At 67.1% G+C, this 14485-nt stretch carries 14 protein-coding genes and 3 pseudogenes; 9 read left to right on the top strand and 8 right to left on the bottom strand.

Going from position 1 to position 14485, the window contains the following annotated elements; genetic code table 11:
• Positions 1 to 231: pseudogene (locus ACRDU5_RS13110) on the top strand (penicillin-binding transpeptidase domain-containing protein); the annotation flags it as partial.
• On the opposite strand, the pseudogene ACRDU5_RS13115 reads toward ACRDU5_RS13110, so the two are convergent.
• The 3 genes and pseudogenes from ACRDU5_RS13115 to ACRDU5_RS13125 form a co-directional block, all read right to left on the bottom strand.
• Positions 188 to 1207 (bottom strand): annotated as a pseudogene (locus ACRDU5_RS13115) (sulfotransferase). The pseudogenes ACRDU5_RS13110 and ACRDU5_RS13115 overlap by 44 nt on opposite strands.
• Positions 1204 to 1528: pseudogene (locus ACRDU5_RS13120) on the bottom strand (hypothetical protein); the annotation flags it as partial. The pseudogenes ACRDU5_RS13120 and ACRDU5_RS13115, both read right to left, overlap by 4 nt.
• A gap of 89 nt (positions 1529 to 1617) precedes the next feature.
• Entirely contained in the window at positions 1618 to 2931 is a 1314-nt protein-coding gene (locus ACRDU5_RS13125) for a flavin monoamine oxidase family protein (RefSeq protein ID WP_526614986.1), read from the bottom strand.
• A gap of 64 nt (positions 2932 to 2995) precedes the next feature.
• Between ACRDU5_RS13125 and ACRDU5_RS13130 the strand changes: the two genes are divergently transcribed.
• Together ACRDU5_RS13130 and ACRDU5_RS13135 are read left to right on the top strand one after the other, a co-directional pair.
• Entirely contained in the window at positions 2996 to 3562 is a 567-nt protein-coding gene (locus tag ACRDU5_RS13130) for a TetR/AcrR family transcriptional regulator (RefSeq protein WP_526614987.1), read from the top strand.
• A complete protein-coding gene (locus ACRDU5_RS13135) occupies positions 3559 to 4149 on the top strand; it encodes a DUF1707 domain-containing protein (RefSeq protein ID WP_526614988.1) in 591 nt (196 codons plus the stop codon). The genes ACRDU5_RS13130 and ACRDU5_RS13135 overlap by 4 nt, the downstream gene beginning before the upstream one ends.
• Here ACRDU5_RS13135 and ACRDU5_RS13140 read toward each other — a convergent pair.
• Positions 4146 to 4592 carry a nuclear transport factor 2 family protein gene (locus tag ACRDU5_RS13140; protein WP_526614989.1) on the bottom strand — a complete coding sequence of 149 codons (447 nt, stop codon included), beginning with the start codon at positions 4590 to 4592 and terminating at the stop codon, positions 4146 to 4148. The genes ACRDU5_RS13135 and ACRDU5_RS13140 overlap by 4 nt on opposite strands.
• Positions 4593 to 4633: 41 nt before the next feature.
• Here ACRDU5_RS13140 and map point away from each other — a divergent pair, with 41 nt between their 5' ends.
• The 4 genes from map to ACRDU5_RS13160 all read left to right on the top strand — a co-directional run bounded on the left by map (position 4634) and on the right by ACRDU5_RS13160 (position 8287).
• Positions 4634 to 5491: a type I methionyl aminopeptidase gene (map, locus tag ACRDU5_RS13145; RefSeq protein WP_526614990.1), complete on the top strand. Its 858-nt coding sequence runs from the start codon at positions 4634 to 4636 to the stop codon at positions 5489 to 5491.
• 4 nt (positions 5492 to 5495) lie between these two features.
• Positions 5496 to 6983 carry a cobyric acid synthase gene (locus ACRDU5_RS13150; protein WP_526614992.1) on the top strand — a complete coding sequence of 496 codons (1488 nt, stop codon included), beginning with the start codon at positions 5496 to 5498 and terminating at the stop codon, positions 6981 to 6983.
• Positions 6984 to 6993: 10 nt separating this feature from the next.
• Entirely contained in the window at positions 6994 to 7659 is a 666-nt protein-coding gene (locus ACRDU5_RS13155; protein ID WP_526614993.1) for a hypothetical protein, read from the top strand.
• A 64-nt stretch (positions 7660 to 7723) separates the two neighbouring features.
• A complete protein-coding gene (locus ACRDU5_RS13160) occupies positions 7724 to 8287 on the top strand; it encodes an alpha/beta fold hydrolase (protein ID WP_526614994.1) in 564 nt (187 codons plus the stop codon).
• Positions 8288 to 8426: 139 nt separating this feature from the next.
• Here ACRDU5_RS13160 and ACRDU5_RS13165 read toward each other — a convergent pair whose 3' ends face one another.
• From ACRDU5_RS13165 to ACRDU5_RS13180, 4 genes are read right to left on the bottom strand one after another with little or no spacing between them, the layout of a single operon-like run.
• Positions 8427 to 8750: an ArsR/SmtB family transcription factor gene (locus tag ACRDU5_RS13165; protein WP_526614995.1), complete on the bottom strand. Its 324-nt coding sequence runs from the start codon at positions 8748 to 8750 to the stop codon at positions 8427 to 8429.
• Positions 8747 to 8974, bottom strand: coding sequence for a hypothetical protein (locus ACRDU5_RS13170; RefSeq protein WP_526614996.1), 228 nt, complete (start codon positions 8972 to 8974; stop codon positions 8747 to 8749). Before ACRDU5_RS13170 ends, ACRDU5_RS13165 begins: the two co-directional genes overlap by 4 nt.
• Positions 8975 to 9019: 45 nt before the next feature.
• A complete protein-coding gene (gene ngg, locus ACRDU5_RS13175) occupies positions 9020 to 10783 on the bottom strand; it encodes an N-acetylglutaminylglutamine synthetase (RefSeq protein ID WP_526614997.1) in 1764 nt (587 codons plus the stop codon).
• The gene (locus tag ACRDU5_RS13180; RefSeq protein ID WP_526614998.1) at positions 10780 to 12585 is read right to left on the bottom strand and encodes an N-acetylglutaminylglutamine amidotransferase; all 1806 of its coding nucleotides are present in this window, start codon (positions 12583 to 12585) and stop codon (positions 10780 to 10782) included. The genes ngg and ACRDU5_RS13180 overlap by 4 nt, the downstream gene beginning before the upstream one ends.
• 181 nt (positions 12586 to 12766) lie before the next feature.
• On the opposite strand from ACRDU5_RS13180, the gene ACRDU5_RS13185 reads away from it, so the two are divergent.
• On the top strand, positions 12767 to 14125 hold the full coding sequence (locus ACRDU5_RS13185) for a glutamine synthetase family protein (RefSeq protein ID WP_526614999.1): 1359 nt from the start codon (positions 12767 to 12769) through the stop codon (positions 14123 to 14125).
• The coding region (locus tag ACRDU5_RS13190) for a gamma-glutamyl-gamma-aminobutyrate hydrolase family protein (protein WP_526615000.1) at positions 14112 to 14485 on the top strand (374 nt) is incomplete at its 3' end. The genes ACRDU5_RS13185 and ACRDU5_RS13190, both read left to right, overlap by 14 nt.

Genomic DNA, 14485 nt, shown 5'->3' on the forward strand with positions numbered 1-14485 from the left:
ATGTTGAGGTTGGTGGTGACGAACGGCACCGCAGACGACCTGCTTCCGGCGGGCGACGTCCGCGGCAAGACCGGTGAGGCCGAATTCGAGGGTGGCTCGCACTCCTGGTTCGCCGGCTATCGCGGCGACATGGCGTTCGCCGCCTTGATCGTCGGGGGTGGCAGCTCGGAGTACGCGGTGCGGATGCTTAAAGGGATGCTCGACGGCCTGCCGCCCGACTACCTGGCTTGAGTAGCTGGTTGAGCGGTTCGGTGGGCACGTCGTATCGCTGTTGGTAGGCGCTGACCCTGTTCACGGATCAGTCCGGTATCTAGACCGGTGTCTGCCCAGCTGTAGCGGCCGCCACCGCCGTCGCCGGGATGGGCGGCCAGGAAGTCGCGCAGCGTCATCCCGCGCTGCAGCCCGACCACGATCTCCTCACAGGATTGCACCGCGCATTCGGCGAGTGCGTCTGCACTATCAGCGCGTCCGGATACTCGGCCACGAGTGTGTCGAGGTGCCAGAGATGCGCGGGCGACTTCAACAACCACTGACCGCCGACCCCGGATTGCAAGTGTTGCAAAAAGACTCGGTGATAACGATAGGACGGCCGATGGTCGGCCTCGTAGAGCAGCCACTTGTAATAGGTGGGCAGCCGGTACTGAACGGAAAAGATCATGCTGCAGAACTGCCCGGCGGTGATCCGCACGCACTCCTGGCCGATCTGCGCGCCCATCGGATGGAATGTCATGAGCCCGGGAACGATCTGCTCGCTCATCTCGAGACCGGCCTGGGTTTCGGCGATCCGCGGGTCGCTTTCGTATGACTCGGGCCGCGGCACCGGATATGGTGCGTCGACCTCCCAGGTCAGCGGTGGGCGTAGCTGCGGGTCCTGGGCGAGTAGGTCGAACAGGATGGTGGTGCCGGTGCGGGGCTGGCCGACAATGAAGATCGGCCTGCTGATCTTCTCGTCGGCGATCTCGGGATGCGTCTTGCGCCATTCGACGATCTGCACTCGATTCTTCAACGGTCGCACGATGTCCAGAGTGGCGATCTGAACGCCAAGCGCGTTGAGCCGGGCCTCGCCGTCCAATCCGTCGACCAGCCGGTCCAATCCGTCGCGCCAGCTGTCGATTTCGTCGAAATCGGCGCCGAAGTCATCACTGCCGGCCCACTCGCATGCCTGCTCGATCAACACGGCAGGGTCGAACCGGCCGGCACTGCTCATCGCGTCGCCCCGCCGCCGCACACCGTGACCGCCACCTTGGGCGGATCCGGGTTGTCCAGCCAGCGGAACACCACGAAGCCGCGATGCCGGCCGCCGGTCCGGTGGCTCGAATTCGAGCAGCAGCGACTCGTCGGCGTCCAGCCGGAAGGTCCCGATCATGTACAGGTTGTCCGGTGTGGTGTCGGCGCCGTCGAGCTCGGCCGGTGACGGCTTGGCCGCCGAGAACATCAGCGCGAACTCTCCACCGGCCAGGCTCAGGTCGGTATCACTGACATACGCCGCCATCCGTCGGGGGGTCATGCCGGTTCCGGCCAGCACCTGCTGCACGAAGGCCCACGCCTCGACCGTCTTTGGTGCCCAGCTGTTGTCAGCCACCGCGCCATAATGAGACAAGTGGCAAGGTAATTCAGCTATTTGGCGTGAATTGCCTGCGGCCGTGCGTATTCCAATCGCCGATCGACCTCGGCGGCGACGCGAGTTCCGCTCTCGACGGCGCCCTCCATCTGCTGAGGCATGCTGCTGCGCTCGGCGCCCGCGAAATGGACAAGTCCGTGCGGGCGGCGCAGGTGTGGTCCGTGCCGGGTGATCTGACCGGGAGCGAAGGCGACGTAGGAGCCGCCGGCGAAGGGCTCCTGGCTCCAGTGGACGACAGCCCCGTTCACCTCGTCTGCGTCCAGGCCGAAGTCCTCGGCCAGCACGGCCAGCGGATCGCCGAGAGCCGGCTCCCACGGGTCATGCAGGCTGTATCCGGCGAGTTGGTTGTCGAGGCGTGCCGTGAAAACGAGGGCGTCACCGCCGATGTTGGCGCGCCTGCGTACTCGGATCGGTGCACGGGCAACGCCACCGACCTTGGTGATGTGGCCGGATCGCAGGGACGTCACCAGCTGTTGTTGGTCGGCGTCCAGCTGCGGGTCGAAGTCGATCCGATCGAGCACGGGCAGCGGAGCGGTGACGATCGCGCGACGTGCAAGGCACACGCGGGCGCCATTCGCGTAGAGCTCGACATTCGCATCCTGGTGTATCGCGTCAACGGGAGTGTCGAGCAGCATCGGGCCTGTCAGGCGGTCGGCGAGGCGCAGGCAAACCTGCTGGGCGCCCTCGGCGATGTGATGAGAGCTGCCCGTTCGGAGCGCCGATATGTTGCCGTGGTAGCGCGCGATCCACCACAGGAACTCGAGCAGCGAGAGCCGGTCGATCGGGTGGCTGGCGTAACCGCCGATGCCGTTCGCAAGCAGCCATTGTGCGGTGCCGTCGAGGTCCTGACTGTCGAGCCAATCGGCCACCGATACGCCGTCCAAGTCGGCCGCGGCCGCAGATCGCCACGGCGCGTCCGCGTCCAGGTTTCGCGCCAGGCGGCGTGCGGTGCGTCCGGCTCTTACCAGCTTGACTAGCTGCGGTGGCGTGAGTGCAGGAACCGGCGCGGTGAGCGTTGAGCGGTTGGTGCGCCATTGAATCGGTGCACCCAACAGGCCGGTTCGCTTCACCGTCAACCCGAGCGTGCGGGCCATGATGGTGAGGCGCCATTGGACCGGGTTGAGGAACGTTCCACCCAACTCGACGACGCATCCATCGATGACCCGTGAGCGGGTCCGGCCACCGACCTCGGCGCGCGCCTCGAGCACCGCGACTCGGTGTCCGGCCTGCTCGAGCGCATGCGCTGCCGTCAGCCCGGCGAGGCCGGCACCGACGATCGCGACGTCGACAGTTGTTTCCTTTCTTGTCATGTCTGCTCCAGACGGTTCGGCGAGTCTTACACACACGTATTATACACCCGTATAAACTGTAGTGATGACGGCACGGACATCGACACGGGGCGCCCTCATCGAGGGGGCGCTGCAATGCCTGCGTGAACGCGGTTATGCCCGCACCACGGCACGAGACATCGCCGCTGCTTCCGGTGCGAATCTAGGGCTGATCGGCTATTACTTCGGCTCCAAGGAAGCCCTGCTGAATGCCGCACTGATCGAGGCATTCACCCGGTGGACGAACCGGATGGCGCGGATGACCGCCACCCCCGGCAGCGACTTATCGAGCTCGTTGCGGGCCGCGGCAAAGGAGATGGACCGGGCATTCGCCGGCGACCGTCCACTGCTGGTGGCGTTCGTCGAGGCGCTCGCCCAGGCCGAGCGTTCCGATGACCTTCGGCGCCAGCTCGCCGAGGGCTATGAGGGACTGCGCGCAAGCACCGCCGCGGCGTTGGTGAGCCGGGGGCTGAGCGGTGACGACCGCGCTATCGCCTCGCTGCTGATGGCGTTAGTCGACGGGCTGATGATCCAGCATCTCCTCGACCCTGAAGGAACGCCAAGCACCGACGCGTTACTGGACGCGGTTGGCGGTATTTTGGAATGGCCATGACAGGGATCAACGAGCAATCTGCGGTGCTGCGCATATCGGATGCCGACCGCAATGGCACGCTGCGGCGATTGCACAATGCCGTCGCGCTGGGCTTGATCGATATCGACGAATTCGAAGAGCGCTCGGCGCTGGTGTCGCAGGCCCGGCTGCGCTCGGACCTCGACGCCCTGGTCGGCGACCTGCCGGGACCGGGGGCGCTCGTCACCTCGGCGGCCGACCGGGTGGAGCTGCGCGGGGTGCTGGGCTCGTTGAAGCGGCACGGCGAGTGGACCGTGCCGACCCGGCTGGCGTTGCATCGGCGGATGGGCTCGGTCGACCTGGACCTGACTCGGGCTCGGTTCGCCGGGCCGATGGTCATCGTCGAACTCGATATGAAGTTCGGTGGGCTTGATCTTCGACTGCCCGTCGGGGCGAGTGCTTCGATCGACGACGTCGAGGTCGTCGTGGGCAGCGCCCACGACCACCGCAGGGACGCCCCGGCCGAAGGCACACCGCACGTCATCCTGACCGGAAAGGTGGTGTGCGGCTCGGTCGCCATTCGCGGACCCCGCAAGTCGTGGCGATTCGGTCCATTCGACCGTCGCTAACGCCTGAACAGCTGCGCCCCGGTGCGCACCAGCCGCTCCCACCCGGCCGGGCGGCCGAGCAGCTTCCCGATCAGCGGGGTGGAGTCGAAGTAGGAAACCCGTTCGGCGATCAGACCGCCGGTGAAGGTGAACCGGTCGATGGCGTCCCATGCGATCGGCTTGCCGCCGTAGGTTCCGCTCAACGTGAACTCGATGTACACCTCGTGGGGGCCGTGCCCGACGCGGTGCACATCGGCGTGCAGGTCGGGCACCAGCGCAAACAGCCGTTGAAACGACTCGCGGCAGGCCTGCTTGCCGCGCAGGGTGCCCATCATCGGCTGGATCAGCACGATGTCGTCGCTCCACAGCGCTTCGTGCTTTGCCAGGTCGGGGGTGCGCCAGGTCTCGGCGAACTGCTCCGCGAACCGGGCGGCGAACTGCTCGTCAACGTCGTCGATGGTCATGGCTCAAGAATCTAGCCGCGCGGTCCGACTACTCTGGCGTCATGCCTGTTCGCACCGCACTTCGCCCCGGCGTGGTGGCACCGACCCTGCCGGTGCCCCGCTCGATCGCACGCCCGGAGTACGTGGGCAAGGCGACGGCCGCCGAAGGCAGCGAGCCGTGGGTGCAGACGCCCGAGGTGATCGACAAGATGCGCGTCGCCGGTCGGATCGCGGCGGGTGCGCTCGCGGCGGCCGGCAAGGCCGTCGACCCGGGTGTGACAACCGACGAGCTCGACCGGATCGCCCACGAGTACATGATCGACCACGGCGCCTACCCCTCCACGCTGGGCTACAAGGGCTACCCGAAGTCCTGCTGCACGTCGCTGAACGAGATCATCTGCCACGGCATCCCGGATTCGACGGTGATCGAAGACGGCGACATCGTCAACATCGACGTCACCGCCTACATCGACGGCGTACATGGCGACACCAATGCGACGTTCCTGGCCGGCGACGTCTCCGAGGAGCACCGGCTGCTCGTCGAGCGGACGCGGGAAGCGACGACGCGCGCGATCAAGGCGGTCCGGCCCGGCCGCGCACTATCGGTCATCGGCCGGGTCATCGAGTCGTACGCAAACCGGTTCGGGTACAACGTGGTTCGTGACTTCACCGGCCACGGCATCGGCACCACCTTCCACAACGGGCTGGTGGTGCTGCACTACGATCAGCCCGCCGTCACCACGGTTCTCCAACCCGGCATGACGTTCACCATCGAGCCGATGATCAACCTCGGCGCGCTGGACTACGAGATCTGGGACGACGACTGGACCGTCGTCACCAAGGACCGCAAATGGACCGCGCAGTTCGAGCACACCCTGGTGGTCACCGAGGACGGCGCCGAAATCCTGACCCAGCTGTAGCACCGTGACGGGCGCGCTGCTGATTGCAGGGACGAGTTCGGACGCCGGGAAATCCATGGTGGTCGCCGGCCTGTGCCGGCTGCTGGCCCGCAAGGGCATCAAGGTCGCACCGTTCAAGGCGCAGAACATGTCCAACAACTCGGCGGTCACCGTCGAGGGCGGTGAGATCGGCCGGGCTCAGGCGATGCAGGCGCGGGCCGCGGGTCTGGCGCCCAGCGTGCGCTTCAACCCGATACTGCTCAAGCCCGGCAGCGACCGCACGTCGCAGCTGGTGCTGCGCGGCCGGGTCGCCGGCGCGATCGGCGCCGCGGACTACGTGGAGCAGCGAGACCGGCTCGCAAAGTTGGTGGTAGACGAGTTGACTTCGCTGCGAAGCGAATTCGACGCCGTCATCTGCGAGGGTGCCGGCTCGCCGGCCGAGATCAACCTGCGTGCAACGGATCTAGCCAACATGGGCCTGGCCCGTGCCGCCAATCTGCCGGTCATCCTGGTCGGCGACATCGACCGCGGCGGGCTGCTGGCCCATCTGTTCGGAACGGTGGCGCTGCTCGAGACGGAGGACCAGGCGCTGGTCGCGGGTTTCCTGGTCAACAAGTTTCGCGGCGATCCCGCACTGCTCGCGCCGGGACTGGCTCGGTTGCAGGCTTTGACGGGGCGACCCAGCTACGGCGTGATCCCCTACGACGACGGGTTGTGGCTCGACACCGAGGACTCGGTGTCGGTGCTGGCCCACCGCGTGGTCGGCCGGCCGCAACCGCCGATCGGCGAGCAGTGGCTGCGGGTGGCGGCGATCCGGCTGCCCCGCATCTCCAACTCCACCGATGTCGAGGCGCTGGCCTGCGAGCCCGGTGTGCTGGTGCGCTGGGTGACCGACCCCGCCGATCTGCCGGATTCCGACGTAGTAGTGATCCCCGGCAGCAAGTCCACCGTTGCCGACCTGGGCTGGCTGCGCCAACGCGGCCTGGCCGACGGCGTCGCCACACACGCGCGGTCGGGCCTGCCGGTGCTGGGCATCTGCGGCGGCCTACAGATGCTGTGCCGCCACATCGACGATCCGGTGGAATCCGGCGTCGGCGGCGTCGACGCCCTGGCGCTCCTGGACGCCGACATCGTGTTCGCGCCGGAGAAGACGCTGCGCCGCCACGACGCGGCGCTGCGCGGCTACGAAATCCATCACGGCCAGCTGTCCCGGTGCACCGAAGAGGACTGGCTGGGTGTCGGGATCCGGCGCGGTGCGGTATACGGCACGCACTGGCACGGGCTGCTCGACAACGACGAGTTCCGGCGGCGGTGGCTGGCCGACGCCGCGACGGCCGCGGGTCGGCACGGATTCGCCGTCGCCGACGACGTCGACGTGGCGGCACGCCGCGACGGTCAACTCGACCTGATGGCCGATCTGTTGACCGCCCACGCCGACGTCGACGCGATCGTCGGTGTGCTGGAGGACGGGCCACCCGAGCGCCCGACCATCGCCAGCACCCTGCGTGGGTAGCGTAGAGATCATGATCAGGCGCGGGGCGTCTGCGCTGGCGATTCTCATGGTGATGGCGTTCGCCGGCTGCGCAAGCCAGATCGCAGGGACGCCGACGTGGCCGGGCGCCAAGCTGGAGAAGGTGTTGCTGACCGCGGCGGATTTCCCGCCGGGCGTGCAGTACGACCGCATCATCGAGCAGCCCGGCCAGCCCGACGGTGCCGGCGGACCACCGCCGATGCTGTCCTCCCCGCAAGGTTGCTCCGATGGACTGACGAAGGTGATCGCCTCATCGGCCGAGCGCGGCCCGGGCAGTGCCGCGAAGTACAGCGTCGGCTACGACGGTGCCCGCATCGTGATCACCGTCCTGACGTCGACGCTGGATCTGGACCGGCTTGCCGCCACCGCCGACCGGTGCTCGCACTTTCACGCATTCTTCGACCCGTCGTCGGAAGGCATTCCGATGACCACCACCAGGCTGCATACGCCGCGTCCCGACGCGCTGGTGTACGAGCAGACAATGGAGCTGAGCGGCGCAAAGAGCAGCGTCTACTTCTCGTTCGAGAACGTCGGCTCGTTGGCGGTGTTCGGGATCGCCTTTCCGACACCGAATCCGACCATCGCGGTCAAAGGTTCGCTGCCGCAGACCTTTCTGGACATTGCGAACAACCAGGCCGACCGCCTGCAGAACGCCTGACGGTTGCGTTAAGACCCGGTAGAAAACCGCCCGCCAACAGGGCCATTGGTTGTAGCGTGGCCAAATGCCTTCGACGATGGTCACCGTCGACGGTTTCCCCGTTCCTGTCGAAGTCGACGGCCCGGACAAGGGGTCCGTCGTCGTGCTGCTCGGCGCGGCACAACACGCGCCATCGGCGTACGACGCCGTGTGTCAGCGCCTGCACACCGCGTCGCTGCGCACCATCGTCATCGGTCCCGACCCCCGGTTGACCGCCAAGTCGGTGGTCGGCATCCTCGACACCCTCGACGTGCAATGGGGTCTGCTGGTCGGCGACCGCATCGGCGGCGAGCTGGCGTGGGAACTAGCCGCCACCCGGCTGGACCGTTTCATCGGCCTGGTCGTCATCGACCGCGGACACCCGCGGGTAGCCGACCTCACTGGCGTGATCCGCGACGAGCACTGCCCACCGGTAGAGATGAACACCACCGCCCTGGTCAGCACGCCGGCGTCGGGGGCAGTGGCACGAGCCAGCCAACGCTTCGTGTACGGCGACTTCCGGCTAGTCGAGTTGCTCGGGCGGCGCAATGCGCAGGAGTCCACCGCACAACTGGCCGCCGAGATCGTGCTGCGCACCAGCACGTGGTGAACACTCAATCCGCGGCCCAGCCGCCTTCGTGGGCGGGTGGCGTCGTCGGCCATCCACTGCACGAACCACACGGGGTCGGTGAGCAGGTCGAACACCCGATCGGCGCTGGCCCGGATAACCAGTTGTTGGACAGCCAGTTTCACGATCGCTTCGGCCTCCTCCCCTCGGCGGCGGCACGCAGTCGGTCGAGCGGCGTGGCCCAGAAGTCGTCGAGGAATGCCGCGACCTCTGCAACGCGAACGAGATCGGCGCGGTAGAGCCTGCGAGTTGCGTCGACCCGCACGTCGATCAGCCCGGCCTCCTTCAGCAGCTTGAGGTGCTGACTGGCAGCCGATCGGGATAGCCCTGCCGCGTCGGCAAGCTCGGTGGCGGGCCGTTCCTCATCCCAGACCAGCCGCAGCATCTCGCGCCTGCCGGGATGGGCGAGGGCGCGGATGGCGTCCTCGAGTGCCGGATCACTCACGGACGGCGTCCCATCGCGCCAAGCAGGCGTGCCTGCGCGGAAGCGTCCGGCCCGACCTCGACGACGGGTCCAATGATCCCCGCCCGCCGGCCCAGCTCGGGCATGTCGGGCAAGAACATCGCCGAGCAGGCCTGCACGAGGGCGGGATCGAGCGTGGCGTCGTGGCCGGTTGCGCGGGCCAGGTCCCAGGTCACTGCATCGGGTAACGATCCTTGATTCAGCATATCCTTAATTTAGAAGATGCTGAACAATAGCGCAAGCTGCTGGCGTCAGCTAGGTGGTTCATCGGGCGTCCAGGCCTGCGGCAGTCCGGGAGTGGCCGGGAACAGGTAGTCGACGAACGCGGCCGCGGTCGGCTGCGGCTCATGGTTGGCCAGCCCGGGGCGCTCGTTGGCCTCGATGAACACGTAGTCGTCGTCGCTGACGATGGGCACCAGTAGGTCGATGCCGGTGACCGGTATGCCGATCGCCTCGGCCGCCGTCACCGCCACTCTGCACAGTTCCGGGTGCACTTTGGCGGTCACGTCGTGAATCGTGCCGCCCTGGTGCAGGTTGGCGGTGCGGCGCACTCGTAAGCGGTGCCCTTCGGGCAACACCTCGTCGAACGACCAGCCGGCGTCGGCGACGGTCGCCTCGGTCATGTCGTCGAGCGGGATGCGAGACTCGCCGCCGGTAGCCGCGGCGCGCCGCCGGCTCTGGGTTTCGATCAGCTCACGCACGGTGTGGTGTCCGGTGCCGATGACTTCTGCCGGCATCCGTAGCGCGGCGGCCACCACCTTGCCGTCGATCACCACCAATCGGAGGTCATCACCCTTCGCGCGCTGCTCGATCAGCACATCGGGATGCTGTTCGCGAGCGCGGGAAAGCGCGGCATCGAGGTCCTCAGGGCGGTCGACACCCACCGTGATGCCCTTGCCCTGCTCGCCCCGGGTGGGTTTGACCACCACGTCGCCCACCTCGGCGAGGAACGCATGATCTTCCTCGTCGAAGGTGGCCAGCCGTCCGCGTGGCACCGTGATGCCGGCTTCGGAGACGATGCGCCGGGTCTGGCGCTTGTCGTCGCACCGGCTCATCGCCACCGCGGAGGCGAATTCGGACAACGACTCCCGGGTGACGACGCTGCGCCCGCCGTGGGTGAGACGCATCTCTCCAGCCCCGGCGTCGAGTACCTCGACCTGGATGCCTCGGCGCATGGCTTCGTCGGCGATGATGCGCGCATACGGGTTGAGGTCGTCCACCGTCTCTGGCGGGTGGGTGAACAGCGGCTCGTTGATCGCGTTCTTGCGTTTGACCGCCAGCACCGGAACCCGTTGGAATCCGAGCTTCTCGTACAGGGCGATGGCCGCGGCATTGTCATGCCCGACGGACAGGTCCATGTAGGCCCGGTCCCGTTCGCGGAATATCGCGGCGAGCGCGCGAGTCAGGGCTTCACCGACACCGGGCACGTTGGCGGTGGGGTCGACCGCCAGTGTCCACAGGCTGGAGCCGTCCTCGGGGTCGGAGAACAGCCGCTTGTGGTCGACACCGGTGACGGTGCCGACCACTGTGCGGTCGTCAGCGCGCACCGCGACCAGGTAGTCGACCGCGTCGGCATGCAGGTGGTTGTCCCAGATGACGGCGGTGGGTGCAGGCACCATTCCGCATCGCACGTAGACCCGGTTTACCGCGTCGGCGTCGGCTTGATCCGTCAGTGTGCGTACGGTGATCCCGATCGGTGCCGGCGCGGGTTCATCACCGTAGGAAAAGCGCAGCCGGTAGGTGTGGCTCGGGTCGATGAACAACTCCGCGGGTGCCAGGGCGATCAGAACGTGGGACTCACGGGCGTATATGCAGATATCGCGCCGACCGTAGGTCTCGCCGCGCAGTACCTCGGCGAGCTTTTCGGCGTCCGCGAACGTTTGACCGAAAATCAATCTGCCCCAACCGAGTTCGAGCACAACGTCGTTCGACATGGCGTCCACCATGTCCGGCGGTGAGGCGTCGTGCAGGCCGAGGGTGATCGCCTCGGAGTGCTCTTCGGGTCGGGTGGTCATTCCGTGCTTCCGGTGATGCCGTGCCGTTGCAGCCACATCTCGAGCAGCGCGATCTGCCAGAGTTCGTTGCCGCGCAACGGGGTCAGCCGGCCGTTGGGGTCGGCGAGGAGGGCGTCGACCGCCTCGGGGCGGAACAACCCCCGCTCCTTGGCGACGGGTGCATAGAGCGCGTCACGGACCATGTCGAAATAGGGGCCCTCGAGATGGGTGAGTGCCGGCACCGGGAAGTATCCCTTCGGCCGGTCGATGACCTCCGACGGGATGACCCGGCGGGCGGCCTGTTTCAGCACGCCCTTGCCGCCGTGCGCGGTTTTCAGCTCGGGCGGGCAGGTCGCGGCGAGCTCGACGAGTTCGTGGTCGAGGAACGGCACCCGCCCCTCCAGGCCCCAGGCCATGGTCATGTTGTCGACCCGCTTCACCGGGTCGTCCACCAGCATCACGGTGGTGTCGAGCCGCAGGGCGCGGTCGACGCCGGTCTGGGCGCCGGGGCGGGCGAAGTGCTCGGCGACCAGCCGGCCGCTGGCGTCATCGGCGACCACCACCCCGGGGCTCGCCAGCGCCTGCACTCCGGACGCGTCCCGGTCGAAGAACGCGGCCCGGTAGGAGGCCACCGCCCCATCAAGGGTTGCGGCGGTGGGTTCGCTCATCGGCGGATACCAGTGGTAACCCGCGAACACCTCGTCGGCGCCCTGGCCGGACTGCACCACCTTGACGTGCCGGGACACCTCCTGGCTGAGCAGATAGAAAGCCACGCAGTCGTGGCTCACCATCGGCTCGCTCATGGCGGCGATCGCGCCGTCGAGGGCGGGCAGCATCCGGTCGGTGCCGATGCGGATCTGGTGATGGTCGGTGCCGAACCGGTCGGCCACGATGTCCGACCACTTGAACTCGTCACCGTCGACGCCGCCCACCGACTCGAAGCCGATCGAGAACGTCGACAATCCGCTCTGGCCCGCCTCGGCGAGCAGACCCACGATGAGGCTGGAGTCAACCCCGCCCGACAGCAGGCAGCCCACCGGTACATCGGCCACCATGCGACGGTCGACCGCGGTGCGCAGCGTGGCCAGAACCGCGTCCTCCCAATCGGTTTCGGACCAGTCGGAGCGGTCCGTGCGCCGCGTGAAGTCGGGCACCCAATAGCTCGTCATGGTGCGCCGGCCGTTCGGCTCGATTGCGATCAACGACGCCGGCGGGATCTTGGCCACTCCGCGCAGAATGGTCAGTGGCGGTGGAACCACCGAGTGGAAGGTGAGGTAGTGGTGCAGGGCCACCGGATCGATCCGGGTGTCGACGCCGCCGCCGGCAAGCAGCGCCGGCAGCGATGACGCGAAGCGCAACCGGTGCGCGTCCTCGGTGATGTAGAGGGGTTTGATGCCCAGCCGGTCCCGGCCGAGTAGCACCCGGCCGCTGTCCCGCTCGACGATGGCGAAGGCGAACATCCCGTACAGCCGGTCCACGAACCGGTCGCCCCACCGGTGGTAGGCCTTGAGCAGCACCTCGGTATCGCTGTGCGAGAAGAACCGATAGCCGAGCTCCGTCAGTTCGCGGCGCAGGTCCTTGTAGTTGTAGATGCAGCCGTTCCAGGCGATCGCGAGACCGAGTTCGGCGTCGACCATCGGCTGCGAGCCCGCCTCGGACAGGTCGATGATCTTCAGGCGGCGGTGGCCGAGCGCGACCCGGCCCTGCGACCACACGCCCGCCGCGTCAGGACCACGCGGCGCCATCGCCTCGGCCATCGCCGACACCGCCGCGACATCGGGCGTTTGGCCGTCGAGACGCACCTCTCCGGTGGCTCCACACATCGGTTCGACCCTACCGCTTGGCGGAACCGCTCCCTAGCGGGATCACCCGGTGCCGCTGCTGCTACTGGGTGTGGCCGCCACCTATTGGTCTGGTGTCCTACCTTTGAACGGGTGACAATCTGATAGATCAACGTGGTGGTCAGGCGGTGGAAGGCGGTTTTCCAATGGTTGAGTTCTCGTCATGACCGGGTTGTTGTCGCAAACCGAATTGGAGTCGCTGGTCGCCGGCGGTGAGATCGACACCGTCATCGTCGCGTTCTGCGACATGCAGGGTCGGCTGACCGGCAAGCGGGTGTCGGCGCGGTTGTTCGTCGAGGATGTGGCCGCCCACGGTGCCGAGTGCTGCAACTATCTGCTCGCCGTCGACGTCGACATGAACACCGTCGACGGCTACGCGATGTCCAGCTGGGAAACCGGCTACGGGGACATGGTGATGACGCCGGACATCTCCACGCTGCGGCGTATCCCGTGGCTGCCGGGTACCGCGCTGGTGATCGCCGACCTGTCCTTCGACGACGGCCGTCCGATCACCGCGGCGCCGCGCAGCATCCTGAAGAAACAGATCGAGCGGCTCGCGCAGCGTGGCCTGGTGCCGTACGTCGGCACCGAACTGGAGTTCATGGTGTTCGACGACTCCTACCGCGATGCGTGGGCGGCCGGCTACCGCGGCCTGACGCCGGCCACCGACTACAACGTCGACTACTCGATGCTGGCGTCGACGCGGATGGAGCCGCTGCTGCGCGACATCAGGCTGGGCATGGCCGGCGCGGGCATGTACTGCGAGGGTGTAAAGGGGGAGTGCAACCTCGGTCAGCAGGAGATCGCTTTTCGCTACGACCACGCCCGCATCACCTGCGACAACCACACCATTTACAAGAACGGTGCCAAGGAGATCGCCGACCAGCACGGTCAGAGCTTGACCTTCATGGCGAAATACGATGAGCGCGAAGGGAATAGCTGCCATATTCACATCTCCCTGCGCGGTGAGGACGGCAGCGCGGTGTTCGCCGACCCGAGTGCGGCCGACGGCATGTCGCCGATGTTCCGCAGCTTCATCGCCGGTCAGTTGGCGACCCTGCGCGAGCTGACGCTGTTCTACGCGCCGAACATCAACTCCTACAAGCGGTTCGTCGATGGCAGCTTCGCGCCCACCGCGATCGCGTGGGGTATGGACAATCGCACTTGCGCGGTGCGGGTGGTCGGGCATGGACCCGGCATGCGGATGGAATGTCGGGTACCCGGCGGCGACGTCAACCAGTACCTCGCTGTGTCGGCGATGATCGCCGGCGGGCTGTACGGCATCGAGCGTGAGCTGGAGCTGCCGGAAGCATTGGTGGGCAATGCATACAACAGCAGCGCGGAACGACTACCCACGACGCTGACCGAGGCGGCGGCGCTGTTCGGCAAGTCGGAGGTAGCGCGTGAGGCGTTCGGCGACGACGTCGTCGAGCATTATCTGAACAACGCCCGCGTCGAGTTGGCCGCGTTCAACTCGGTGGTGACCGACTGGGAAAGGATGCGGGGTTTTGAGCGCCTCTAGACCCGTTCTCGGCTTGACCACCTATCTGCAGCAGGCGCAGACCGGGGTGTGGGACGTCCGCGCAAGCTTCCTGCCCGCCATCTATTTCGAGGGGGTGAACCAGGCCGACGGCATCGCGGTGCTGCTGCCTCCGCAACCAGTGGACGCCGACATCGCCGCGCGGGTACTCGACGGGTTGGATGGTCTGATCATCACCGGCGGGAAGGACGTCGATCCAGCCCGCTATGGCCAGCAACCGCACCCGGCCACCGACGACCCGGACCGGGACCGCGACGCATGGGAATTCGCGCTGCTGGACGGCGCGCTGCGGCGCGGCATGCCGGTGTTGGGCATCTGCCGTGGCGCGCAGGTGCTCAATGT

The sequence above is a fragment of the Mycobacterium sp. genome (assembly GCF_050701515.1).
Taxonomy (GTDB): Bacteria; Actinomycetota; Actinomycetes; order Mycobacteriales; family Mycobacteriaceae; genus Mycobacterium.

Excerpts from the sequence above, each read along its gene's own strand:
- ACRDU5_RS13135 (WP_526614988.1), top strand. The coding sequence starts at position 3,559 with ATGACAGGGATCAACGAGCAATCTGCGGTGCTGCGCATATCGGATGCC.
- ACRDU5_RS13155 (WP_526614993.1), top strand. The coding sequence starts at position 6,994 with ATGATCAGGCGCGGGGCGTCTGCGCTGGCGATTCTCATGGTGATGGCG.
- ACRDU5_RS13180 (WP_526614998.1), bottom strand. The coding sequence starts at position 12,585 with ATGTGTGGAGCCACCGGAGAGGTGCGTCTCGACGGCCAAACGCCCGAT.
- ACRDU5_RS13125 (WP_526614986.1), bottom strand. The coding sequence starts at position 2,931 with ATGACAAGAAAGGAAACAACTGTCGACGTCGCGATCGTCGGTGCCGGC.
- ACRDU5_RS13140 (WP_526614989.1), bottom strand. The coding sequence starts at position 4,592 with ATGACCATCGACGACGTTGACGAGCAGTTCGCCGCCCGGTTCGCGGAG.
- ACRDU5_RS13170 (WP_526614996.1), bottom strand. The coding sequence starts at position 8,974 with ATGCTGAATCAAGGATCGTTACCCGATGCAGTGACCTGGGACCTGGCC.
- ngg (WP_526614997.1), bottom strand. The coding sequence starts at position 10,783 with ATGACCACCCGACCCGAAGAGCACTCCGAGGCGATCACCCTCGGCCTG.
- ACRDU5_RS13185 (WP_526614999.1), top strand. The coding sequence starts at position 12,767 with ATGACCGGGTTGTTGTCGCAAACCGAATTGGAGTCGCTGGTCGCCGGC.
- ACRDU5_RS13130 (WP_526614987.1), top strand. The coding sequence starts at position 2,996 with ATGACGGCACGGACATCGACACGGGGCGCCCTCATCGAGGGGGCGCTG.
- map (WP_526614990.1), top strand. The coding sequence starts at position 4,634 with ATGCCTGTTCGCACCGCACTTCGCCCCGGCGTGGTGGCACCGACCCTG.
- ACRDU5_RS13160 (WP_526614994.1), top strand. The coding sequence starts at position 7,724 with ATGCCTTCGACGATGGTCACCGTCGACGGTTTCCCCGTTCCTGTCGAA.